Annotated in this window: 18 protein-coding genes, 2 pseudogenes and 1 other annotated feature; of the genes and pseudogenes, 8 read left to right on the top strand and 12 right to left on the bottom strand. The window is 64.3% G+C overall.

From position 1 onward, the window contains the following. The first annotated feature begins 1 nt into the window (after position 1). The 5 genes and pseudogenes from PSV00_RS10355 to PSV00_RS10335 form a co-directional block, all read left to right on the top strand. Positions 2-1,456, top strand: coding sequence for an aldehyde dehydrogenase family protein (locus PSV00_RS10355; RefSeq protein WP_300446808.1), 1,455 nt, complete (start codon positions 2-4; stop codon positions 1,454-1,456). A gap of 43 nt (positions 1,457-1,499) precedes the next feature. After that, complete coding sequence (locus PSV00_RS10350) at positions 1,500-3,128, top strand: choline dehydrogenase (protein ID WP_300446806.1); 1,629 nt, start codon at positions 1,500-1,502, stop codon at positions 3,126-3,128. A 133-nt stretch (positions 3,129-3,261) separates the two neighbouring features. Continuing rightward, entirely contained in the window at positions 3,262-3,948 is a 687-nt protein-coding gene (locus PSV00_RS10345; protein ID WP_300446804.1) for an OmpW family outer membrane protein, read from the top strand. Positions 3,949-4,002: 54 nt separating this feature from the next. Next, complete coding sequence (locus PSV00_RS10340; protein ID WP_300446802.1) at positions 4,003-5,628, top strand: 3-(methylthio)propionyl-CoA ligase; 1,626 nt, start codon at positions 4,003-4,005, stop codon at positions 5,626-5,628. A 118-nt stretch (positions 5,629-5,746) separates the two neighbouring features. Further along, positions 5,747-6,213 (top strand): annotated as a pseudogene (locus PSV00_RS10335) (IS3 family transposase); the annotation flags it as partial. Continuing rightward, positions 5,986-6,100 (top strand) — a sequence feature (AL1L pseudoknot). (Overlaps the previous pseudogene by 115 nt.) A gap of 67 nt (positions 6,214-6,280) precedes the next feature. Here PSV00_RS10335 and PSV00_RS10330 read toward each other — a convergent pair. From PSV00_RS10330 to PSV00_RS10300, 7 genes are read right to left on the bottom strand one after another with little or no spacing between them, the layout of a single operon-like run. Continuing rightward, on the bottom strand, positions 6,281-7,864 hold the full coding sequence (locus tag PSV00_RS10330; RefSeq protein ID WP_300446800.1) for an AMP-binding protein: 1,584 nt from the start codon (positions 7,862-7,864) through the stop codon (positions 6,281-6,283). Between the two features lie 34 nt (positions 7,865-7,898). Continuing rightward, complete coding sequence (locus tag PSV00_RS10325) at positions 7,899-9,041, bottom strand: acyl-CoA dehydrogenase family protein (RefSeq protein ID WP_300446798.1); 1,143 nt, start codon at positions 9,039-9,041, stop codon at positions 7,899-7,901. After that, the gene (locus PSV00_RS10320; protein WP_300446795.1) at positions 9,038-10,837 is read right to left on the bottom strand and encodes an acyclic terpene utilization AtuA family protein; all 1,800 of its coding nucleotides are present in this window, start codon (positions 10,835-10,837) and stop codon (positions 9,038-9,040) included. Before PSV00_RS10320 ends, PSV00_RS10325 begins: the two co-directional genes overlap by 4 nt. Next, positions 10,834-12,798, bottom strand: coding sequence for a biotin carboxylase N-terminal domain-containing protein (locus tag PSV00_RS10315; RefSeq protein WP_300446793.1), 1,965 nt, complete (start codon positions 12,796-12,798; stop codon positions 10,834-10,836). Before PSV00_RS10315 ends, PSV00_RS10320 begins: the two co-directional genes overlap by 4 nt. After that, positions 12,795-13,619, bottom strand: coding sequence for an enoyl-CoA hydratase-related protein (locus tag PSV00_RS10310; protein ID WP_300446791.1), 825 nt, complete (start codon positions 13,617-13,619; stop codon positions 12,795-12,797). Before PSV00_RS10310 ends, PSV00_RS10315 begins: the two co-directional genes overlap by 4 nt. Continuing rightward, on the bottom strand, positions 13,616-14,788 hold the full coding sequence (locus tag PSV00_RS10305; RefSeq protein WP_300446788.1) for an acyl-CoA dehydrogenase family protein: 1,173 nt from the start codon (positions 14,786-14,788) through the stop codon (positions 13,616-13,618). The genes PSV00_RS10310 and PSV00_RS10305 overlap by 4 nt, the downstream gene beginning before the upstream one ends. A 19-nt stretch (positions 14,789-14,807) precedes the next feature. Then, on the bottom strand, positions 14,808-16,424 hold the full coding sequence (locus PSV00_RS10300; RefSeq protein WP_300446786.1) for a carboxyl transferase domain-containing protein: 1,617 nt from the start codon (positions 16,422-16,424) through the stop codon (positions 14,808-14,810). Positions 16,425-16,526: 102 nt separating this feature from the next. Between PSV00_RS10300 and PSV00_RS10295 the strand changes: the two genes are divergently transcribed. Then, positions 16,527-17,153 carry a helix-turn-helix domain-containing protein gene (locus PSV00_RS10295; RefSeq protein WP_300446784.1) on the top strand — a complete coding sequence of 209 codons (627 nt, stop codon included), beginning with the start codon at positions 16,527-16,529 and terminating at the stop codon, positions 17,151-17,153. Here the strand turns inward: PSV00_RS10295 and PSV00_RS10290 are convergent. The 5 genes and pseudogenes from PSV00_RS10290 to PSV00_RS10270 all read right to left on the bottom strand — a co-directional run bounded on the left by PSV00_RS10290 (position 17,136) and on the right by PSV00_RS10270 (position 21,390). Continuing rightward, the gene (locus PSV00_RS10290) at positions 17,136-17,774 is read right to left on the bottom strand and encodes a glutathione S-transferase family protein (protein ID WP_300446781.1); all 639 of its coding nucleotides are present in this window, start codon (positions 17,772-17,774) and stop codon (positions 17,136-17,138) included. The two genes, PSV00_RS10295 and PSV00_RS10290, sit on opposite strands and share 18 nt — an antisense overlap. Further along, positions 17,771-18,670 (bottom strand): alpha/beta hydrolase, encoded by a 900-nt coding sequence (locus PSV00_RS10285; RefSeq protein ID WP_300446762.1) that lies wholly within the window; start codon positions 18,668-18,670, stop codon positions 17,771-17,773. The genes PSV00_RS10290 and PSV00_RS10285 overlap by 4 nt, the downstream gene beginning before the upstream one ends. After that, positions 18,657-19,544, bottom strand: coding sequence for an alpha/beta hydrolase (locus PSV00_RS10280; RefSeq protein WP_300446760.1), 888 nt, complete (start codon positions 19,542-19,544; stop codon positions 18,657-18,659). Before PSV00_RS10280 ends, PSV00_RS10285 begins: the two co-directional genes overlap by 14 nt. A gap of 321 nt (positions 19,545-19,865) precedes the next feature. Beyond that, positions 19,866-20,452 (bottom strand): annotated as a pseudogene (locus tag PSV00_RS10275) (IS5 family transposase); the annotation flags it as partial. Between the two features lie 80 nt (positions 20,453-20,532). Continuing rightward, positions 20,533-21,390, bottom strand: coding sequence for an SDR family oxidoreductase (locus PSV00_RS10270; protein ID WP_300446758.1), 858 nt, complete (start codon positions 21,388-21,390; stop codon positions 20,533-20,535). A 138-nt stretch (positions 21,391-21,528) separates the two neighbouring features. Here PSV00_RS10270 and PSV00_RS10265 point away from each other — a divergent pair, with 138 nt between their 5' ends. After that, positions 21,529-21,894, top strand: a complete 366-nt coding sequence (locus tag PSV00_RS10265; protein ID WP_300446756.1) for a helix-turn-helix domain-containing protein — start codon at positions 21,529-21,531, stop codon at positions 21,892-21,894. Positions 21,895-22,032: 138 nt separating this feature from the next. Further along, complete coding sequence (locus PSV00_RS10260) at positions 22,033-23,094, top strand: IS481 family transposase (RefSeq protein WP_300446754.1); 1,062 nt, start codon at positions 22,033-22,035, stop codon at positions 23,092-23,094. Positions 23,095-23,096 lie beyond the last annotated feature (2 nt).

Genomic DNA, 23,096 nt, shown 5'->3' with positions numbered 1-23,096 from the left:
AATGAGCGTTCGTGCAGTCACCGGCCCGGCGCCGGTTCATCCCGGCGCCGGAGGGTCGATCGAGTCCCTGTTCGCATCGCAGCGCCGATCAGCCATGGAGAACAGGGCGAAATTCACGCTGAAGGCGCGGCTGGCCATGCTGTCGCGTCTGAAGGCGACGCTGAAGCGCCGGGAAAACGACATCATCGAAGCGCTCTACGCGGATTTCAGGAAGCCGGAATCCGAGGTGCGTCTGACCGAACTCTTTCCGGTCTATCAGGAAATATCCCATGCCCGGCGCCACCTCCGATCCTGGCTGAGGCCGCACCGGGTTCACGGCTCGCTGGGGATGTTCGGAACCGCCGCGGAGGTCCGCTATCAGGCCAAAGGCGTCTGCCTGATAATTTCCCCGTGGAACTACCCGGTCAATCTCAGCTTCGGCCCCCTGGTGTCGGCCTTGGCGGCCGGAAACACCGCCATCATCAAGCCCTCCGAACTGACGCCGGCGACGTCCGCCCTGATCAAAGACATTGCCGAGGAGACCTTCCCCAGGGATCTCGTCGCCGTCTGCGAAGGCGACGCCCAGGTTTCGCAGGCCCTGCTGGATCTGCCCTTCGACCACATCTTCTTCACCGGCAGTCCCCAGGTAGGCAAGATCGTCATGGCGGCCGCGGCGAAACATCTGACATCCGTGACGCTCGAGCTGGGGGGCAAGTCCCCGACCATCGTCGGCTCGACCGCGAATATCGAACACGCGGCCCGCAAGATCGTCTGGGGCAAGTTCGCGAATAACGGCCAGACCTGCATCGCTCCGGATCATGTCTATGTCGCTCGCGACCAGGCCCCGGCTCTGGTCGATGCGCTCCGGCGCGAGATCAAGCGGGTCTATGGGCAGACAGACAGCCAGCAGAAAAGCGGTCCGGACTACTGCCGGATCGTAAATCGGCGGCATTTCGAACGTCTGAGCGCCCTGACCGACGACGCCACATCGCGCGGCGCGACCGTCCTGGAAGGCGGGGTGCGAGATCCGGGCCAGAACTACTTCTCACCGACCATACTCGGCGGGACGACGCCTCAGATGGCGATTTCCCAGGAAGAAATATTCGGTCCGGTTCTTCCCGTCATCGAATATGATGACATCAGCAGCGTCATCGACGCCATCAACGCCGGTCCAAAACCACTCGCCATATACATCTATAGCGAAGACGACTCTATCCGGGAATATATCATCGAACGAACCAGTTCCGGTGGTGTCTGCGTCAACAACAACGTCGTCCATTTCCTGCATCCAAATCTGCCGTTTGGCGGCGTCAACAACAGCGGTATCGGAACCGCGCACGGTTTCTACGGCTTCAAGGCATTTTCGCACGAACGCGCTATTTTGAGGGACAAGTTTTCTATCTTGGGACTTCTTTTCCCACCCTATACAACACGCGTGAAACAACTCATCGATCTGACTGTTCGTATCCTTGGATAATGACAAGAAGATAATGAAATAACGCATGGACATGGGGGAAGTTATGTTTGACTACATCATTGTGGGGGCGGGATCCGCCGGATGTCTGTTAGCCGAACGCCTGTCGGCGAATCCAAAGACCCGTGTCTGCCTGCTCGAGGCGGGTCCGCCGGATCGCAGCGCATTGATACACATGCCCATCGGGATCGCCCTTCTCTCGAAGAGCAAGACGCTCAACTGGGCCTTTGACACGGAACCCCAGGCCAATCTCGACGATCGCCGGCTGTTCTGGCCTCGCGGCAAGACGCTCGGCGGGTCCAGCTCGATCAACGCCATGATCTACATCCGCGGCCATCCGGACGACTATGATGCCTGGGGCGAGGCGGCCGACCCGATCTGGTCGTACGAGAATGTGCTTCCGCTATTCAAGCGGATGGAGGCCAATGAAAGGTTCGGGAACGACGAGTTTCATGGCGGCGGCGGCGAGCTTCACGTCAGCGATCTGCGAACGTTCAACCCCCTGAGCCGGGCCTTCGTCGAAGCCGGACAGGAAGTCCAGCTCCCGCACGTCCCGGACTTCAATGGAAAAACCCAAGCCGGCGTCGGCCGCTATCAGGTTACGCAGCGCCGGGGCCGACGCTGGAGTTCCGCGCGCGCCTTTCTTTCAAAGGCCAGGAACCGCCCGAACCTGACGATCGTCACGGGCGCGCGGGCGACCCGGGTCATTCTGGAAGGCCGAAGGGCAGTCGGGGTGACCTATTCGGCCGGGGGCAGGCTGGTCGATGTGCGCACCGACGGCGGCGAGGTCATCCTGTCGGGCGGGGCGGTCAATTCGCCCCAGCTGCTGTTGCTGTCGGGAATCGGCGACGCCGCCGAGTTGAAAGCCCACGGCATTCCGGTGGTCGTGGACAGTCCGGAGGTCGGAAAGAATCTGCAGGATCACCTCGACATCACGATCATGCATGAATCGAAAGACCGCACGCCGATCGGCATCGCATTGTCGTTCATTCCACGGGCCCTGGCGGGCGTCCTTTCGTACGTCCTGTTCGGAAGAGGGCTTCTGACGAGCAATGTGGCGGAATCCGGCGGGTTCACGAAAAGTTCGCCAGAGCGATCGCGGCCGAACATCCAGTTCCATTTCCTGCCGACCCTGTTGAAGGATCATGGCCGGGAGCTGGCGTTCGGATACGGCTACACCCTGCACGTCTGCGATCTCCTGCCCAGGAGCCGGGGAAGGATCGGGCTGAAAAGCTCCGATCCGCTCGACGACCCGCTGATCGACCCGCGGTACCTGTCCGCCCCGGAAGACATCCAGACCATGGTCGCGGCGGTGAAGCTGGGGCGGCGAATCCTATCGGCGCCGTCGATGGCGGCCTATTCCAGGACCGAACTGGTTCCGGGGGCGGCGGTCCAGACCGACGCGGACATCGTGGCGGACATCCGTCGGCGGGCCGAGACGATCTACCATCCCGTGGGAACGTGCCGGATGGGGCGTGATCCGGCCTCGGTCGTCGATCCGGCGCTCCGGGTGCGCGGGGTGCAGGGCCTTCGGGTCGTGGATGCGTCCATCATGCCCACGCTGGTGGCCGGCAACACCAACGCCCCGACGATGATGATCGCGGAAAGAGCCGCGGAACTCATTCTCGGCAAGACGAAACTCGCGTCCAGCGCTTCCGGGGAGGCACCTCATTAGTCCAGCGTCAAAAAAAGACGGGCCGGATTCTCGCGCGGGACAGTCGCGGCCCCAGACACCGGAATTTACCGCGAACCATCAACAAACGCCGATCCCGTCAACAGGGACGAAGCACTTTAGGGAGGACAGTTCCATGAGTCAGAATGGCAAATCCATGTCTATACGGCTTTCACAATTCGCCGCGGCGGTCGCCGCCTTCAGCGCATTCTCAGCCTCGGCCGCTGCGGCCCAGGATGCGGGAAATTTCAGGCGGTGGGCCGTCAGCGTGAATGCAACCCAGGTCTTCGTGGATGAGGAGGCGTCGGACATCACCCTGGGCGGCGGACCCGTCCCCGGTTCCAACATCAGCATCGACGACGTGAGCTCGGTGACCGTCGATGTGGGATATTTTTTCACACCCAATGTCGCGGTTGATCTGTTTCTCGGCGTGCCGCCGACCGCGGAAATCGACGGCGCCGGTTCCATCGGAGCTCTCGGAACGCTGGCCGAGGTCGATTTCGGTCCAGTGATCCTTTCGGCCCAGTACCATTTCAACGGTCTCGGCCCGGTCCATCCCTATCTCGGACTGGGCGTGGGACGAATCGTCTTCCTGAAAAAGAAAGACAGGGCTCTGACCGACTTCGACATCGACGACAGCTGGGCCCCGGCGGTCCAGGCGGGCGTTCGTTATGACCTCAATCCGGCATGGATGCTGAACGCCGACGTCCGCTACGTCCCCTTTTCCACGGACGCGTCCGGATCGCTGGGGGGCGCGCCGGTGCAGGCGACCCTGGATATCAAGCCGATCCTGGCGAACGTTGGATTGACTTACCGATTTTAGGTTCACTCGGGCCGCCCGTCGATGATGGATTTGAGTAATTAAGGATGATCCCAAATGTTGGGTCTCATGATGGACCGACCGCTGCTGATCTCGCAGATCATCGAGCATGCGGCTGAGTATCACGGCGACAACGAGATCGTGTCGCGGTCGGTCGAAGGCCCGATTCACCGGTACACGTATGCCGACGCCGCAAGGCGCTCGCGCCAACTTGCCAATGCCCTCAAGGCGCTGGGCGTCGTGCCGGGCGACCGGATCGGCACCCTGGCGTGGAACGGCTATCGCCATTTCGAGATCTATTTCGCGGTCTCCGGGAGCGGCGCCATCTGCCACACGCTTAATCCGCGCCTCTTTCCGGAGCAGATCGCCTATATCATCAACCATGCCGATGACAGGTTCATCTTCGTCGACCTGAATGTGCTCGCCATTCTTGAAGGGCTCTGCGGTGATCTGGACGACGTGCAGGGTATCATCGTGATGACCGACCGCGCGCACATGCCGGCCGACAGCGTCCTGCCCAATCTGCTGTGTTACGAGGACCTGGTGGCCGCCCAGGACGAGGCGTTTGACTGGCCAGAGTTCGATGAGAACACCGCCGCGTCGCTCTGCTACACCTCCGGGACCACAGGGGAACCGAAAGGTGTGCTTTACAGCCACCGCTCAACGATCCTGCATGGCTACGCCGTCAACGGCGCCGATGCGATGGGCTTCACGGCCGACGACACGATCCTACCGGTCGTGCCGATGTTCCACGCCAACGCCTGGGGCATTCCTTATGCAGCCCCGATGGTCGGCGCCAAGCTTGTGTTCCCGGGTTTCAAGATGGACGGCGCCAGTCTGTTCCAACTTTTCGAGAGCGAAGCCGTCACCATGGCCGCCGGCGTGCCCACGGTTTGGCTCGAACTGTTGCACTATTGCGAAGCCAATGGCCGACGCCTGGACAAGCTGAAGCGCACGCTGATTGGCGGCTCGGCGCCGCCGCGCGCCATGGTCGAACGCTTTGACAAGGAGCACGGGGTGCGCGTCCTGCAGGGCTGGGGCATGACAGAGATGAGCCCGCTGGGTACGATCACCTCGATGCGGCGCGGTGAGCGCGATCTCCCGGCGGAGGCGCAATACGACCTGATCGCCAAGCAGGGTCGACCGATCTTCGGCGTCAGCTTGAAGATCGTCGATGACGCGGGTCGCGAGTTGCCCAAGGACGGCGTTGCGTTCGGAAACCTGCTGGTCCGAGGTCCCTGGGTCGCAAGATCCTACTTTCGTGGCGAAGGCGCCTCGGCGTTCACCGGCAATGGATGGTTTCAAACCGGCGACGTCTGCACCCTCAATCCGCATGGCTATATGACGATCACCGACCGCTCGAAGGACGTTATCAAATCGGGCGGTGAGTGGATCAGTTCGATCGACCTGGAGAATATCGCCATGGGGCATCCTGCTGTCCAGGAAGCCGCAGTGATTGGCATCGTCCACCCCCAATGGGATGAGCGTCCGCTGCTCGTCGTTGTGAGACGACCTGATTCTGTGGTGACGCGCGAGGGGTTGCTGAATTGGTTCGAGGGCAAGGTCGCAAAGTGGTGGATTCCAGATGATGTCGTCTTTGTTGATAGCTTGCCGCATACGGCCACCGGCAAACTTCTCAAGACGAAACTCAGGGACGATTTTCGCGGATACAAAGCGCCCTAACCCGGATTTCTCAACCACGGTCCAGCGTCGGGCTGACTGAAGGCCGGAGCGACCGGGTTTTGGTTTTGACTGGCGTCTTCGGGCGGGGTGATTTTCGCGTGAGCGGCTGGATTCGGCGATTCGCCCGGAGCGTGTCAGGACAATCTTTCGCCGAGGTCCGCGAGCGGTTCGGACGGTTGGTGAGCACCGGGTGGACTACGGTTCTGAATAGGCCGCAATGACCTCGATTGCAGCGAAGATCGGCTGCACGGCGGGGCCGGTGCCGCAGCCGTCTCCGGCGAACGCAGATCGGCTCAGGCTGCTTGAGCGCGAGGTGAAAGAGCTTCGCCGGGCGACCGAGATCCTGCGAAAGGCCTCTGCGCATTTTGCGCAGGCGGAGCTCGACCGCCAAGGCAAATGGTGATGTCGTTCATCGACGATCATCGCAAGGAACTGGGCATCGAGCCGATCTGCCGCAAACTGGCAATCGCCCCCTCTTCCTACCACCAACACGCCATGCGCCTTGTTGACCCAGGCAAGCGCTCGGCTCGTGCCCGCCGCGCTGACGAGATCAGAGAGCAGATCAGGCGAGTCCATGAGACCAGCTTTGGTCTCAAGGAGGAAAGATGGCGCGGTGATGGTTCGTTGGTTACGGCGCTCCAGGATCACCGACTCAAGCGTTTGCGAACCAATGGCCATACTTGTCGCGCAGCGCCTGCTTCTGGATCTTGCCCGTCGCCGTCATTGGAAAGGCGACGAGTATCTCGACCAGCTTGGGCGTTTCGTATCCGCTCAGATGCGCGCGGCAATGCGCGATGAATTCCTCCCCGCTGGCTGATGCTCCGGGCTTCAGCGTCACGAAGCCGGCGACCGCCTCGGTCCAGTGCGGGTGGGACAGGCCGACCACGGCGGCGTTGGCGACCGCGGGATGCCGCAACAGCACCTCCTCGACCTTGACGGAGGCGACATTTTCGCCGCCACTCTTGATCATGTCCTTTTTGCGATCGACGAACAGCAACTGCCCGTCAGGATCGATCATGCCGAGATCGCCGGTATGGTGCCAGCCAAAGGCGCTCGCGGCGTCTGTTGCCGGCTGATCCTTCAGATAACCGATCATCGCGTTGGGGCCGCGATGAACGATCTCGCCCACGACACCATCGGGCACGATCTCGCCCTTGTCGTCCATGATCACCATGTCGTCGATGATTCCGACCTCACCCCAGTAATTGCCGAAGCGCCGCGATTGCTCGGCGGGCTTGAACAGGGTGGTCATCGGAAAAATCTCGGTCTGGCCCGAGCCAAGCGCGAACCTGGGACAGAATTCCTCGATCAGGCGCAGCAGTAGCGGCTTCGGCATCGGCGCCATCGCGTAGAGGCAATGCCGCAGCGAGGCCAGATCGCGCTTCTCGCGTTCGGGATGCGCCAGCAACGCCGCGTACATCAGCGGCAACGCGAAGACGAAGCTGATGCGTTCCGCCTCGATCGCCGCGATCAGGCGATCGGCAGCGAAGCCCTTGAGCATCACCATCGTGCAGCCGGCGGCGAGATAGCTCAGGCACAGCGAGTGCTGCGCGCAGTGGAACATCGGCATCATGCAGGTGCCGATGTCACCCCGCACGGGCCCGTCCTCGACGATGTTGCCGAGCGTCGCGAAATAGACCGCCAGATGGGTGTGCATCACGCCCTTGGGCCGGGACGTGGTGCCGCTGGTGTACATGATGAGCGCCAGGTCGCGATCGCCGATCACGACATCGGGCTCGATCTCCGACCGGCCGGGTTCGAGTGCCGCGACGGGCGACCCCGCCGCGGCGCCGCGCCGCGCACTGCCGCCGCATTCACGAAGCGGAATGCCCAGGCCGACGAGCATCGTGGCGAACCCAGTCCGTTCGAGAAACACCGTATCGACGATCACCAGTTCGGCTTCGCAATGTTCGATGATGTAGCGAATGTCGTCCGTCGCCAGCATCGCGTTGACGGGCACCCAGACGCGGCCGGATTTGTGGATGCCGAAGATCGTCGCGAGGAATTCGGTCGAGTTTTCGCACAGCGTGACGATCTTGGCGCCGGGCGTCAGCGACTCGGAACACAGTGCGTTGGCGACCCGGTTGGCTGCGCGGTCCAGTTCGGCGAAGGTGGTCGTCCGGCCATCCTCGCGCGTTGCCGGGTGCGCGCCATAGCGTCGCCCCGCGCGGCGGAGCAGATCGCCGATCGCGACGCGATCGATGATCGATGGGCGCATCGGGGATACCGCGGTCATGACCCTACTCCTCGGACTTTCTGATTTGTACTGCTCACCAGCCCAGATGCCGGCTGGCCAGATCCTTCATGATCTCCTCGGCACCGCCGCCGATCGCGTTGACCTTGACCTCGCGCGCGATGCGCTCGACCCGCGAGCCGCGCATATACCCCGCGCCGCCCAGGATCTGGACGGCTTCGGAGGCGCAGTGCGCCAGGGTCTGGGTGGCGTGATTCTTGAGCATGCACAGGTCCGCGATCGGCGCTTCGCCTTGATCGACCCGCCATGCGATCGATTCCAGATACGCTTCGCCCGCGGCGATCCGTTGCGCCATGTCGACCAGTTTGTGACGGATCACCTGCCGCTCGATCAGCGGGGCCCCGAAGGTGTTGCGCAAACGCGCCCAATCCAGCGCATCCTCATACGCCACCTTGGCAAAGGCGAGCGAAGACGCCGCGAGTCCCATGCGCTCGTCGTTGAAGTTGAGCATGACGCCGCGAAAGCCGTCATTCTCGCTGCCGATCAAATTGTCGGCCGGCACGCGGCAGTCATCGAACCACAAGGTGGCGGTGTCCGAAGCCCACCACCCGGTCTTGGCGAGCTTGGTGCGCGTGAAGCCCGCGCGATCACGTTCGATCAGCAGGAGCGACACGCCGCGCGCGCCGGGCCCACCGGTTCGCACCGCCACCGTGTAGTAATCGGCGCGCATCCCAGAGGTGATGTAAGTCTTCTCGCCGTTGACGACATAGTCGTCGCCGTCGCGGCGTGCCGTTGTCCGCAGCTGGGCGACATCGGACCCGCCGCCCGGTTCGGTGATCGCCAGCGCGGAGATTTTGCGTCCCGTCAATATATCAGGCAGCACTCTGCGCTTCATCGCGTCGCTGCCCAGCGCTGCGATCGGCGGAGCGCCGATCGAGTGGCTCATCAGTCCCGCCGAAACGCCGCCGCTGCCGGCGCGCGCCAGTTCCTGCGAAGCGATGATCCGAAAGTGGCGGTCGGAGGCGATTCCGCCATATTCCTCCGGAAAGCCTAGCCCGAGGAGACCGATTTCCGCGGCCCGCGCGTAGAGGGCGCGCGGAAATTCCTCGGCCTCGTCCCATTCGGCCGCAAAAGGCGTGATCTCGTCGGCAACGAAGCGGCGCACGGATTCTCGAAAGGCCTGGTGCGCCTCGGTGTGATGGGGAGACGCGTGAGTCATGCGGCGGTTTCCTTGTTCCGCGCCGCGGCGATCGCGATCGGGACGGGTATCGGGTGGTCGAGCAATATCTGCGCCAGGCCCTTGCCCTGCGGATCGTTGCGCAGCGATGCGGTGCCGCCGCCGCCCAGGGCATCGTGCAGCAGGAAGTTCAAGCCGCCGATTCCGGGCAGGAAGAACCGCTCGACCGATCCGATCCCGAGGTACCCGAAATGTCGCGCGACCGTATCGGCATCCAGCGCTGCTGCGATCCAGGGGAGGTTGCCGGCAGCACGGGCGATGACACCGATATTGGCATCGTTGCCCTTGTCGCCGCTGCGCGCCCACGCCAGGGCCACCAGTGGAACCTCGACCATTTCACCGACAGGTTGTTCGGGAGCAGGTAAAAATGCCGGCGGCGGGCTCGGTGGCGACCCCGGCGACACGGCATCGGGGCACATGACGGTCTCGCCGCCGACGTGGATCGATGGTGTCACCTCACGCTTGTCGATCAGAAACGAGAACAGCCGGACCATCGGCATCGGCTTGGGGCGATTCCCGCCGACGCCGGTAATGCCGGGAGTCATTGAGGTTCCGCTCGAGGTCGCCTCGCGCAACAGCGCGGCGAGCGCCGCCGGCGACCCATGCCGTGCGGCGATCTTCAGGATGACCTCGCGCGGCGCAACGATCCGGCCGTGGGGGCCATAGGAGGCTTCTGCCCCGAGCACTTCGACTGAAGTCGCGGTGAACGGCGGCGCGCCCGCCGCCGCAAGCCGCCGCGCCATCCGGGCGAACACAGCGTCGGCAACCGCGCGCGCCTTGCGATCGGCGTCGATGCCGCAGATCGCCAGCGTCAGCGCGAGGCGGTGGCCATCGACGTGCGTCGCGCAGACCTTGTAGGACGGTGGTGCAGGGCGACCACGAGCGCCCGTCACCCGCACCCGGTGCGGTGCCGCCTGTGCGATCTCGACCGCGCTGAAATCGCATGTGACATCGGGCAGAACATAGGCTTGGGGATCGCCGATTTCGTAGAGCATCTGCTCGGCAACCGTTCCCCGTGACACCAACCCGCCGGTGCCCTCCGGCTTGGTGACCGTGAAGCTTCCGTCCTCGTCGATCTCGGCGATGGGATAACCGATCGCGGCATAATCGGGAACATCCTCCCAGTCGGTGAACACTCCGCCGGTTGCCTGCGCGCCGCATTCCAGGATGTGCCCCGCCAGGCTGCCCCCTGCGAGCCGATCGAGCGCGTCCGGAGTCCAACCGAAATGATGGATGCACGGCCCCAACGTCACCGCGCTGTCGACGCAGCGTCCCGTCACGACGATATCGGCACCCCGATCGAGCGCGGCGGCGATCGGAAACGCGCCGAGATAGGCGTTGATGCTCAGCGGCCGGGCTGGAAACGGCGCCTTCGAGAACATCTCCTGCACGCCTTGCTCGGCAAAGCGCGCGGCGTCGCCGAGCAGATCGTCGCCGGTCACCACCGCCACGGTCAGATCGAGGCCGAGTTCGGCGACGAGCGCCTTGATCGCCTCGCCACAGGCGATCGGATTGACCCCGCCGGCGTTCGACACGACCCGGATCTTGCGGCGGGCGATTTCGGAAAGCGTTTCGCGAAGCGTGACATCGACGAAATCGGTCGCATATCCGAAGCGGGGATCCTTGACGCGCGCGCGCGCTAGGATCGCCATCGTGATCTCGGCGAGATAGTCGAATACCAGAAAGTCGATCGCTCCCGACGCGACGAGTTGCGGTGCCGCCGTCATGCTATCGCCCCAGAAGCCCGAGGCGCAACCGATCCGCAGCAGGCCGGTCATGGGCCGGTTCCGGGAGCGGGAAGCAACGTCACGAGCGTCTGCCGGGTCGCGACCTGGTCGCCGGCGACGACAGCGACCGTTTCCACGATCCCGTCGATTCCCGCGAGCAGCGGCTGCTCCATTTTCATCGCCTCGAGGACCAGCAGGACGCTGTCCTTTGTCACCGCATCGCCCGGCGCGACGTTGACGGTGGTGATCAGCCCGTTCATCGGCGCGCGCACCGTGCCGTCGCCGCCCCCGCCATCGCGTTCGGCGGCGCGATAGGTCAGGTCTTCGAAACGGTGCACATGGCGGCCGTCATCGAGGTGCACGACATCGCCATCGTGGGCCACAGCGAACCGCAGCGCGCGCGCGCCGCGGACAATCGTCACTTCACCCCCGGCCACGCTCACCCTATCGATCTTCCTAAGGTCGCCGCCCTCTTCGATCATCCAGTCTGCCCCGCTGCGCGATACTGCTATCGGCGACGTGCGGTCGCCGGTGCGCAGCGTCATCAACGTGCGCTGCGTGCCGGTCGACGACCAGCCGGCCAGTTCGTCCGCCCGCCCGCCCGATGCGAGCAGAACGGCCGCCGCTGCCAAGGCATCGCGGTGATCGGGGGCGTCGGTCAACGCAGCGCCCGCCCGATCGAGAAAGTCGGTCGACACGTCGCCCGCGGCGAACACGGGATGCTCGAGGCAATCGATCAGGAACCCCTTGTTGGTGACGACGCCGAGCAGCCGCGTCGCACCGATCGCTGCGATCAGCCGCGCACGCGCCTCCTCGCGCGTCCGGCCATGCGCGATTATCTTGGCGAGCATCGGATCATAGTCGGCGCCAACGGTTGCGCCGGGAAGAATGCCGTGATCGGTTCGAACGCCTTCGCCTTGCGCGGGCGCCCACACGATGACCCGCCCGGCCTGCGGGAAAAAGCCCGATGCCGGGTCTTCGGCATAGAGCCGCGCCTCGATCGCGTGTCCGTCGAGGACGACGTCGTTCTGGTCGAGCGCGAGCGGCATGCCCATCGCGACGTCGATCTGCATCCCGACCAAGTCGAGTCCAGTGATCATTTCGGTCACGGGATGCTCGACCTGGATGCGCGTATTCATCTCGAGGAAATAGAAACCGCCATCGTCGCCGAGTAGCAACTCGACCGTACCCGCACCGACATAGTCGATCGCGCGAGCGGCGGTCACCGCGACCTCGCCCATCCGCGCGCGCAGTTCGGCATCAACCGCGGGGCTGGGCGCCTCCTCGATCACCTTCTGGTGGCGGCGCTGGAGCGAACAGTCGCGCTCGCCGAAATGAATCGTCGCGCCCGCCTGGTCGGCCATCACCTGGATTTCGACATGCCGCGCGCCGAGAATCGCGCGTTCAAGGATCAGTTCAGTCGATCCGAACGCGTTCTGCGCTTCAGAGCGGGCCGATGTGATCGCACCCGCCAGGTTGTCCGCCGCGCCCACCAGACGCATGCCCCGCCCGCCACCGCCCGCCGCCGCCTTGACCATCAGCGGAAAGCCGATCCGATGCGCTTCCTCCACCAGCGTGACATCGTCCTGCGCGGCGCCATGATACCCGGGAACGCAGGGAACCCCCGCGTCGAGCATCAGCCGTTTGGCCGCCGCCTTGTTGCCCATCGCCGCGATCGCGCTTGCGGGCGGGCCGACGAACGCCAGCCCGGCGGTCTGGCAGGCTTCTGCAAATGCCGCGTTCTCGGAAAGGAACCCGTATCCGGGATGCACCGCTTGGGCACCGCTGGCGCGCGCCGCGGCAAGGATCGCGTCGATCGACAGGTAGGAGAGCGCCGCCAATGGCGGGCCGATCCTGACCGCCTCGTCGGCCAGCGCCACATGCCGGGCCTGCGCATCGGCATCGGAATAGACGGCGATCGTCCGCAGCCCTCGGTTGCGCGCCGCTGCGATGATCCGGCAGGCGATCTCGCCGCGATTGGCGATCAGCAGGCTGGTGAACCGCCCGCTCAACCCACTTGCTCCGCCCAGAGCGGGACACGCTTTTCGAGAAACGCGGTCACCCCCTCGCGCCCCTCCGCACCAGCCAGCGCAGCGGCGAAAAGGTGCGAAGCATGATCGAGCACGCTGCCGAGTGGTTCGGTATCGATCCGCGCGATCAGCGCCTTGGTTGCGGCGACGGCTTCGGGCGCGCGCGACAGGGCCGTTTTCAGCAGTTTCGCCAGCCGCGCCTCGAGTGCCTCCGTCCCCGTCTCAACATGATGAACAAGGCCGATCGCCGCCGCGCCTCGCCCGTCGAGCCGCTCCCCGAGCAACGCGAGCCGCCGCGCCTGACTTCGCCCGATGCGCGCCGCGACGAAGGGCGCGATCTGGGCGGGCACGACACCCAGCCCGGTTTCCGACATCGCGAAGCGTGTGCCGGCCTCGCAAAGCGCGATGTCGGTGACGCACACCAGTCCCACCCCGCCGCCGAACGCGGCCCCCTCGACCACGCCGATCAGGATCTGCGGGAGCACGTCGAGGCGTTCCAGAACACGACCGAATACACGGTTGTCCCCGGCGAGCGCGGCCGAATCGAGCTTTTGACGGCTCAGAAAACCTGTCAGGTCGCCGCCCGCGCAAAACGTCCCGCCCGCCCCGCGCAGCACGACGACGCGGGTCGTGCGATCAACCTCGAGCGCCGCCGCCAGCCGGTCGAGATCGGCGACGACGGCATCGCTCAAGGCGTTGCGCGTCGCCGGACGGTCGATCAGCGCGTGCAGCACCGGCCCCACACGGCGCAACGCCAGCGTTTCGCACACCGGCAATTTAGCCAAGTTGGTTTCGGCGCTCACGCCGCCCGACCCGGGGCGATGCCCATATATTTGCTGATGATCCCGAGCATGACCTCGTCGGCGCCGCCGCCGATCGAACTCAAGCGCCCATCGCGGTAGCGCCGCGATACCGGCGTTTCTTCCATGAAGCCCATGCCGCCGAAATATTGCAGGCAGGCATCGTTGACTTCACGCCCCAGGCGGCCGCCCTTGAGCTTGGCCATCGACGCGAGCTTGGTGACGTCGTCGCCCGCGACATGGCGTTCGACCGCGTTCCACGTCAGCGCGCGCAGCAACTCGACCTCGGTCGCAAGCTCGGCAAGGCGAAAATGCACCACCTGGTTGTCGAGCAGCGGCTTGCCAAAGGCGCGGCGCTCGCGCGTGTAGGCGATCGTCTCCTCTATGGTGCGCTCGCACCCGGCGAGGCAGCTCAGCGCGGCATAGAGCCGTTCCTCCTGGAACTGCATCATCTGGTAGGTAAACCCCATCCCTTCCTGCCCGATGAGATTGCGCACCGGCACCCGGACCTCGTCGAAATAGAGTTCGGCGGTGTCGGACGACCGCATCCCCATCTTTTCGAGCTTGCGTGCGACCGTGACGCCCTTGGCGCGCTTTGCGCCGTCCCTGAGCGGGACGCAGATCAGCGACTTGTTGCGATGCCCGCTTCCCTCGCCGGTGTTCGCCAGCATGCACATCCAGTCGGCCTGGGTGCCGCTGGTAATCCACATCTTCGACCCTGTGATGACATAGTCGTCGCCGTCGCGCCGCGCATGGGTGCGGATCGCGGCGACATCGGATCCGGCAGTGACTTCCGACACGCCGATGCACGCGACCATCTCTCCGGCGATCGAGGGCGCGAGAAACTCGCGCTTGAGTTCGTCGGTTCCGAAGCGCGCCAGCGCCGGGGTCGCCATGTCGGTCTGCACGCCGATCGCCATCGGGACGCCGCCGCAGTTGATGTAGCTGGTCGCTTCGTTGAAGACCGCGCCGTAACTGTAGTCGAGGCCGGAGCCGCCATATTCGACCGGCTTGGTGATGCCCAAAAGCCCCAGCGATCCCATTTTCCGGAACACTTCGTGTGCCGGAAAAATGCCGTCGCGTTCCCATTCATCGACATGCGGATTGATCTCGTCCTCGATGAAACGGCGCGCGGTCGTGCGCAGTTCGCCATGATCGGGGGTCAGTTGCATGTTCTGGTCCTTCCCTGCGTCACATCCGGGCGACCCCGAAGCTCGATGCGCTCGGGCGGCGCGCCTCGGCTTCGCGGCACGTGTCGAGGCAGAAGATGAGCATCCGGCGCGTGTCGCGCGCGTCGATCAGGCCGTCGTCCCACAGCCTGGCCGTCGCGTACAGCGCCTCGCCCTCGGTGCGGTAGGCCTCGACGACCCTTTGCCGCATGGCGTCAAGCGCTGCGTGATCGGGCTCGATCCCGCGTTTGCGCGCGGCGTCTTCAGCGACGATCGCCATCGTCCCGGCCGCCTGTTCGCCGCCCATCACCGAAATGCGGTGGTTTGGCCAGGAGAACAAAAATCGCGGATCGAAGCCACGCCCGCACATGCCATAATTTCCCGCGCCGAACGACGCGCCGATATTGACGGTCAGCCGCGGGACGGTGGCATTGGTCACCGCCTGGATCATTTTCGAGCCATGCTTCACGATGCCGCCGCGTTCGGCGTCGAGCCCGACCATGAAGCCGGTGGTGTTCTGAAGGAACAGCAGTGGCCGGTCGGATTGGCAGCAGATCTGGATGAACTGGGCGGCCTTGGCGGCGCCGTTGGCGTCGATGGGCCCGTTATTGGCAAGAATGCCGATCTGGTGACCACCGATCGCGGCATGGCCGGTTACCGTGTGCGGACCGTATCCCGCCTTGAACTCAAGAAAGTCGGAGCCATCGACAAGCCGCGCCACCACCTCGCACGCGTCATAGGGCTGGCGATAATCCACCGGCACGATGCCGAGCAGGTCCTCGCTCGGATAGAGCGGCGGCACGACAACCGGGGGCACGCGCTCGGGCGCGCGGGCGTTCCAGCCGAGCCGGCCGATCACGTCGCGTGCGATGCGCACTCCGTCGGCATCGTTCTCCGCCATATATTCGCCGGTCCCGGCGACCGCGTAATGCATTTCGGCACCGCCCAAATCTTCTGCGTCGGCAATTTCCCCGGTCGCGGCTTTCAGCAACGGCGGGCCGGCGAGGAAGATGCGCGTCCGGTTGCGCACCAGGACGACATAATCGCTCAGTCCGGTCTGATAAGCGCCGCCAGCGGTCGACGACCCGTGCACGACCGCTATCACCGGCAGGCCGAGTGCCGACATCCGGGCGAGATTGGCGAAGCTCCTGCCGCCGCGAACGAACATGTCGGCCTGACGAAACAAATCGGCGCCCGCGCTCTCGATTAACTGGACATAGGGGAGCTTGTTTTCGATCGCGATCGCCTGCGCCCGGAGCCCTTTTTCCATTCCCATCGGGGTCGCGGCGCCGCCGCGAATTCCGGCATCGGACGCCGAAACGACGACTCGCACGCCCGCGACGAAGCCAATTCCCGCGATATTGCCGCCGCCAGCGATGTTGCTGTCGCCATCGTCGTCGTGCATCCGGTAGCCGGCCAGTGTCGAAAGCTCGACAAAGGGCGCGCCGCGATCGAGCAGCAGCGCGATCCGATCGCGCGGAAGGAGCTGACCGCGCTTTTCGAATTTCGCGCGCGACTTGTTCGACGCCGCCTGCACCTTCGCCTCGAGCACGCGTAGCTGCTCGATCAGCGCGAGATGATCCTCGACATTGCGGGCAAAGCTCGCGGTCTTGCGATCCACCCTCGATTCGATCCGCACCTTGGATCCTCCCCGCCGGTTGAGCCTTGCTAAAACAGTATGGTTGGCTTGTTTTTTTGTCCAGTGGGTTTTCGCGAGGGGAACGGGCGATTAGGAAGAATAATGGCTAGCGTCGTCGAACAACCCGGCAGACAGGAAGCGAAGCGATTGAAAGCGCAGGATGCGATCCTTCGCGCGGCGATCACGTGCCTGGTCGAGCGGGGATATCCCGAAACCACCATCGCCCGAGTCGCGGAACGGGCTGGCGTATCGAAGGGCGCGCTCCAGCACCATTTCCCGACCAAGGAAGAACTGATCACCGCCGTCGCCGACCGGTTGCTACAGCGTTCGATCGACCGGTTCCTGCCCAGCGAGCCGACCAAGCCCGGGGGGCATAGCGGGGTTGCGACCGATCTGATGGCGATATGGACCTCGCTGATCGACACCGATGCATATCGCGCGCTGCTCGAGATCCTCGTCGCCGCGCGGACAGACGGGGGACTCCAGGCGCGCATATCGCCAACGCTGCACGGGTGGAACACCGCGATCGACCGCGCGATGTCCGACCGCTACGAAGCCTTCGCGGGCGGTGCCGGCGAGGTGGAACTGCTGATGCTGATGAGCCGCAGCCTGATGCGCGGGCTGCTGCTTCAGGAGCGCTATGCCGATGACGCCGGCCAAACGCTCGCGGCGATCAGGCGCTGGATCGCGCTCGTCGCGCCCCTGCTCCGGTCACGCGACGGTTCCTAGCGTGTCGGCAGCGCCCTGGCGCGCGCGTGCGCGGACGAGGCCGGGGCGCGCCAGAATCCGGTCCAGATACGCCGTCACTGTGTCGGGGTAGCGTGCCGACAGGCCGACTGCCCGGCCGAGGAACAAGGCATAGCCGATCGAGATGTCAGCCATCGTGAATCGCTGCGCCGCGACGAACGGTTCGCGCTCGAGCGTATCGGCCAGCACGCGGAGCCGCCCGAGAAACCATTGGCCGTAATCCTCGACCACCGTCGGCAGGCGACGTTCGGGCGGTTCGAAACGGCCGTATCGTAACACGAGCGTCAAAGGAAAGGTCAGTGTCGCCTCGCCTTGGTGAAGGCCGTTGAGATACGCGCCATAACCCGGTTCTTCGGGGGCAACGACCAGATCGCTTGGTCCAAAGCGATGGCCGAGATAGTCGCAGATTGCCGCCGATTCCGACATGCGCGTTTCGCCGTCGACGAGCAGCGGCACCGTGCCCAGCGGGTTCTGTTCGAGAAACGCCTTGTCGCGTACGCGCGGCGGGAACGGCAGCGTGACCAGTTCGCAATCGACGCCCAGTTCCTCGATCGCCCAGAGCGCGCGAAGCGAGCGTGCGTCGGCACAGTGATAGAGTTTCAAGACGCGATCTCCCCCAGTGAAATTTCCGCGGGCACGAGCGCGAGATCGATCGCCTGGTGGACCAGTTCAGGCGCCTCCATCGGCAAGAAATGGCTCCGTCCCGGAGAGACGAACATGCGCGCCTGCGGCGCGAGTTCGGCGAACGCGTCGGCATCGGGATTAGCAATGGTGCTCATCACCGTCCCGCGCACCACCGTTAGCGCGCCCCTGTAACGGGTCAGCCGCCGCCAGATTTCGGTCGTAACCGCGCTGAATGTCGCCTGTTCCCATGCGGGCGCGCAGGCTAGCTCGACGCTGCCGTCGGCTTGACCAATGAGCCCACCGTCCAGATAGTCGTCGAGCCACGCCTCGGGCCAGGAAGCGAACATCCCGCGCCCCCGATACGCCGCGTGAATCTCGTCGCGGCTGCTCCACCGGTGGCGTCGCTTGCCCGCAATCCGCGCGAGTTCGAATTCGAACGGCAAGCCCTGTCGTCGTTCTTCATCGACGCGTGCGACGTCGGCGAACGGAATGAACGAGGGTTCGGCCATCGCGACGCCCAGCGCCAGCTCGGGCCTGCGCGCCGCCAGCATTCCGCTGACAGTGGCGCCGATCGAATGACCGGCGAGCAAGGCCGGCTCGCCCAGTGCCTCGATCAGCGCTTCGAGATCGTCCTCGAATTGTTCCCAGCCTCGTAGCTCGCCCGGCTCTGCGCGGAGTGTGCTGCGCCCGTGGCCGCGCAGGTCCGACGCAATGATGCGGTAGCGTGCGGCAAGCGGCTCGAGCAATCGCCGGTAGGTCAATGCGTTCAACCCCGTGGCATGCGCGAAGTGCAGCAGCGGCGCAGCGGGGCCAGCTTCGTTCCATTGCAATGCCGCGATCGCACCGCCGGGGATCGGAACACTAATTTCGCGCAAGATCGCGCCCCTCGGCTGGCGCGGAGCCGCTGTTCGCGACGAGGAACGCGACAGCGGCTTGGGAAAAGGCATCGTTTTGATCGCCCGCAACCATATGGCCCGCGCCCGCGATATCGGTATAGACCGCGCCTGGGACAAGCGCCCGGAAAGCGGTCAAGCCCTCGTCGCTCACCATGTCGCTCATTCCCCCGCGGATCAAATGCACCGGCAGGTCGAGGTTCGCGGCCGCGCGCGAAAGCGTCCCGATCGAGTCCGCCGGGGCGCCCCCAAGCAGAACTCCGTCAATGAAACGGGGATCCCAATGCCAGCGAAGTCGGCCATCGGAACCCGAGCGCAGATAACGCCGGAGGCCGTCAATGCTCCCGGTGGACCGCGGTTTGCCGGGCGCGTATCGAGCGACAGCGGCAGCTGCATCCTCGACAGTGGCAAACCCCTTGTCCAAATGCGCGCGCATGAAATCCATCACGCGAGTGACGCCCGTAGCGTCCAGGTGGGGCGCGATATCGACGAGAGTGAGGGTTTCGAACGTGCCGGATCGCTGCTCCCCTTCCGCAACCAGTCCCGCCAGACCGCCCAGCGAAGCGCCGATCAGGTGCGGGCGAATGTCCAGTTGGTCCGCCACCGCAACGAGATCGGCGGCGAAATCGCCGATGGCGTATCGTCCGTCCGGCGACCACGCGCTTTCACCGTGCCCGCGCAGATCAAGCGCCACGGCCTTGAAACCTGTTTCGGAGAGAAGCCGGATCGTTCCGCGCCAGGCGCCCCGTGTTTGCCCGCCTCCGTGTGCCAGCAGTACGGGAATACCATCTGGCTCGCCCATCACGTCGGCAACGAGCGTTTGGCCGTGGGCGCCGGTAAAGATGACTTGCTGCATCAATTTCTTTCGTATGGTGCAAAGTGGCTGGCAGACAACAGGTGCTGTCATCTGTGGATGGCTCCTGCGCTACTAAGGCGAGCTTGGTCCCGCAGCCACGAGATCGCCCGCCGAACCGTAGCTGAAACCTCGGCGCCCATCGTGGTTGCGACAAGTCGGCCTCCATCAGCGACAAAGCCATAAGAGTCTGACTTCTGTAATGGGTCCTCCAGTGTCAATCCCGTTTGAACCTCATCCTGTCGTCGGGTCGCGCAGCATCCGATGCAGCACAACAGAAAGCTTGCGCGCGAGGGCCACTTTCTCCTTACGCATGCCGGCGCGGATCGAAGCCAGGACGTCGGGCGCGCCATCGCGGTCCCCCGCCTTCGCGGGGGCAGGGTCTGGATATCGGCCGTATGGACTCGCGCGGCGACCAGCAGACCGCCGGTATCGGTGAGGATGTGACGCTTGCGGCCTTTGATCTTCCTGCCGACGCCCCCCGGGTCCAGCCTTCGGCTGGCCCGAGAACAGGCTCCGCCCGTGGGACCGCCGCTTTCCGTGGTCTTGACGCTCTGGCTGTCGATCACCCCGGCGCTGGGCGAGGCCTCGCGCCCGACCGCCTCGCGGAACGCCGTCAGCAGCAAATGGTTGATCGTGTTCCATGCCCCGCTGTCGCGCCAGGCGTAGGAATACCCATGCACCGTCGTCATCGGCGGAAAATCCCCCGGCAGCATCCGCCACGGCTGACCGCCGGGCAGAATATACAGCAGCGCGTCGGTGATCGTCCGCAACGACCATTTCGCCGGACGCCCCAGACGAAACCGCGCCGGCAGCAACGGCTCCAGCACCACCCATTCCGGATCCGTCAGATCGCTTGAATAGCGCAGCCCCTTTCGGGCATGCTTACGCCGGGTGATCTCAGTCCACATGTCGATATCCGTTGATGGCTCGCACCTTCAACCGAATCACAAACGACTGATTTCACTCAACTTCATTTCAGATCAGCCTCTCAGCCCTTAAAGGCCGCCGCGTGATCTTCGGCAAACTGGCGGAAGCTGCGCGGGGCATGCCCCGTCACCGTCTCGACCGTATCGGCGACATGGGCCAGATGACCAGCCGGCCCGAGAGCGTAGAGCTCGTTCATCATGTCGGCGAGCTTCTCCGGCATTCCAGCGGCCGTCATGCCCTCCTTGGACGCAGCCAGGGAAACGTCGATGAAGGTCACCGTTCTGCCAAGCGTTCCGGAAAGTGTCTGCGCCATCTCGGCGCAGTTGATCGCCTCGCCACCGGTGATGGGATATTCCTTATTCTCGTGCCCGGCCTCGGTCAGCGCCACGACGCCGACTTCAGCAATGTCACGTGCATCGACCCAACTCGCCTTGCTGTCGCCGAGTGGCAGATAGAATGCGCCCTGCGCACGGATCGAGTCCGCAAACATGAGCATATTCTGCATGAAAAAGGTGGGCTGAAGGAAAGTATAGGCGAGGCCGGTCCCCTTGACCTCTTCTTGGCTCTTGCCATGCCAGCGTCCGATTTCAACACCCGCGTCCGGCCCTGCGCCAATGCCCGTCGACATGACGATATGCTTGACGCCGGCCTGCTTCGCCGCCTGGATCGCCGCGGATTTCATGGCGATCTGGTCGAGAGTGAGCGGCGTGACGAGGAACAGCTTGTCTACGCCCGCCATGGCGCCGGCCACCGTCTCGGGGCGAGACAGATCGCCCTCCATGACGTGAACCTTTGGTCCCAGCGCGGCGCGGGCCTTGGCTGTGTCGCGCGCCAAGACCCGGACATCGGCCCCGTTTGACACGAGTTGCCGCGTCACCTCGGATCCGATGTTGCCAGTCGCACCGATCACCAAAATCATCTTCCCGCCTCGCTCATGCCCTCATCGGGTCCCGGTCTTTACCGAATTGGCGGGAGGCCAGACGCCTCGCATGCCCTATATGGATAGCTATATAAGTTCGGTTCCTTTTGAGAAGTAGGTACCTTGGAGTAACTGCCTATGACGCGCTTTTCGCACGAGCCATCCTGTCCCGTCGAAGCGTTGTTCCGCGTCCTCATGGGCCCCTGGACCATGTATATCCTTTGGACTTTGAGGGAGGACGGTCCCCTCAGGTTCGGCGTCTTGAAACGGCGGCTCCATAATGTTTCTGCCAAGGTTCTGACCGATCGCCTGCGCCTGCTCGAACGTGAAGGGCTGATCTATCGTGAGCACAAGCCGACCATCCCGCCCCAAGTCACGTATGGATTGACGGACAACGGAAGTGAGCTTGGCGATGCCCTGGACGCCCTAGACGCCGTCGCACGCCGCTGGAAACAGCCGGATGCAACCGAAATGGCGCTCAGACCCCTTATCAATCATGCGTAACGAACGCTGCCCAAGCGACCGCGAGATGATGTCGAACTGAGAACGCAGTCGAACGCTCGAACGCGGCGGCATCCCTAGGTGTTCAGTCCCGGAGTGTGGGGGAATCAGTCAAACTGATCCTTCATTCCGGGAGGCATTATGGGCCAGATACTCCACGGCAGCGCCACGACTACGCACGCTGTCCGAGCGGCGATACAGCGATCGAAGGCTCCGCTCAAAGAGCTAGCGGCGCGCCACGGCCTCAACCACAAGACAGTCGCCAAGTGGCGCAGGCGGGCCTTCGTTCATGACGCGCCGATGGGGCCGAAGACGGTTCGTTCGACTGTCCTGACAGCCGAGGAAGAGGCGATCGTCGTCGCCTTCCGCAGACATACCCTGTTGCCGCTGGACGATTGCCTCTACGCGCTCCAGGCGACCCTGCCGAACCTGACCCGGTCGTCCCTTCACCGCTGCCTGAAGCGCAACGGCATCAGCCGCCTGCCGGAGATCGCCGGCGACAAGCCAGCCCGGCAACCCTTCAAACGCTATCCGATCGGCTACTTCCACATCGACATCGCCGAGGTCAGGACTGACGAGGGCAAGCTCCACCTCTTCGTCGCCGTGGACCGCACGTCCAAGTTCGCCTTCGCCCAGCTACACCCGGCCGCCACCGTCCAGATCGCCGCTGACTTCCTGAAGGCCGTGATCGAGGCCGTGCCCTACAAGATCCACACGGTTCTGACCGACAACGGCGTGCAGTTCGGCGACATGCCCCAGCATCGCTCCGGCCCCACCGCTCGCTACAGGGTCCACAAGTTCGACCGGGTCTGCCTCGAACACGGGATCGAGCACCGCTTCACCAAGCCCAACCACCCTTGGACCAACGGCCAGGTCGAGCGGATGAACCGAACGCTGAAAGAGGCCACCGTCCGCCGCTATCACTACGACAGCCATCAACAGCTCAGGCAGCACCTCGCCGCCTTCCTCGACGCCTACAACTTCGCCAAGCGGCTCAAGACCTTACAGGGCCTTACGCCCTACGAAGCCATCTGCAAGGCGTGGGCAGACGAGCCAGACCGCTTCAGATACGATCCAACCCACCTCACCTCGGGACTGAACACCTACGGGTCCACGGGCTTCCGCCACTTGCCGGAGGTGGACTGGATACGCCCCAGAAGGCGAGGAGACACTGAAGGCGGCGACCGGACCGGGTTTTTTTGAAG

The organism is Brevundimonas sp. (assembly GCF_029945885.1).
GTDB lineage: Bacteria > Pseudomonadota > Alphaproteobacteria > Caulobacterales > Caulobacteraceae > Brevundimonas.
The sequence above is the reverse complement of the archived record's forward strand: the minus strand, read 5'-3'. Positions and strand labels throughout refer to the sequence as shown.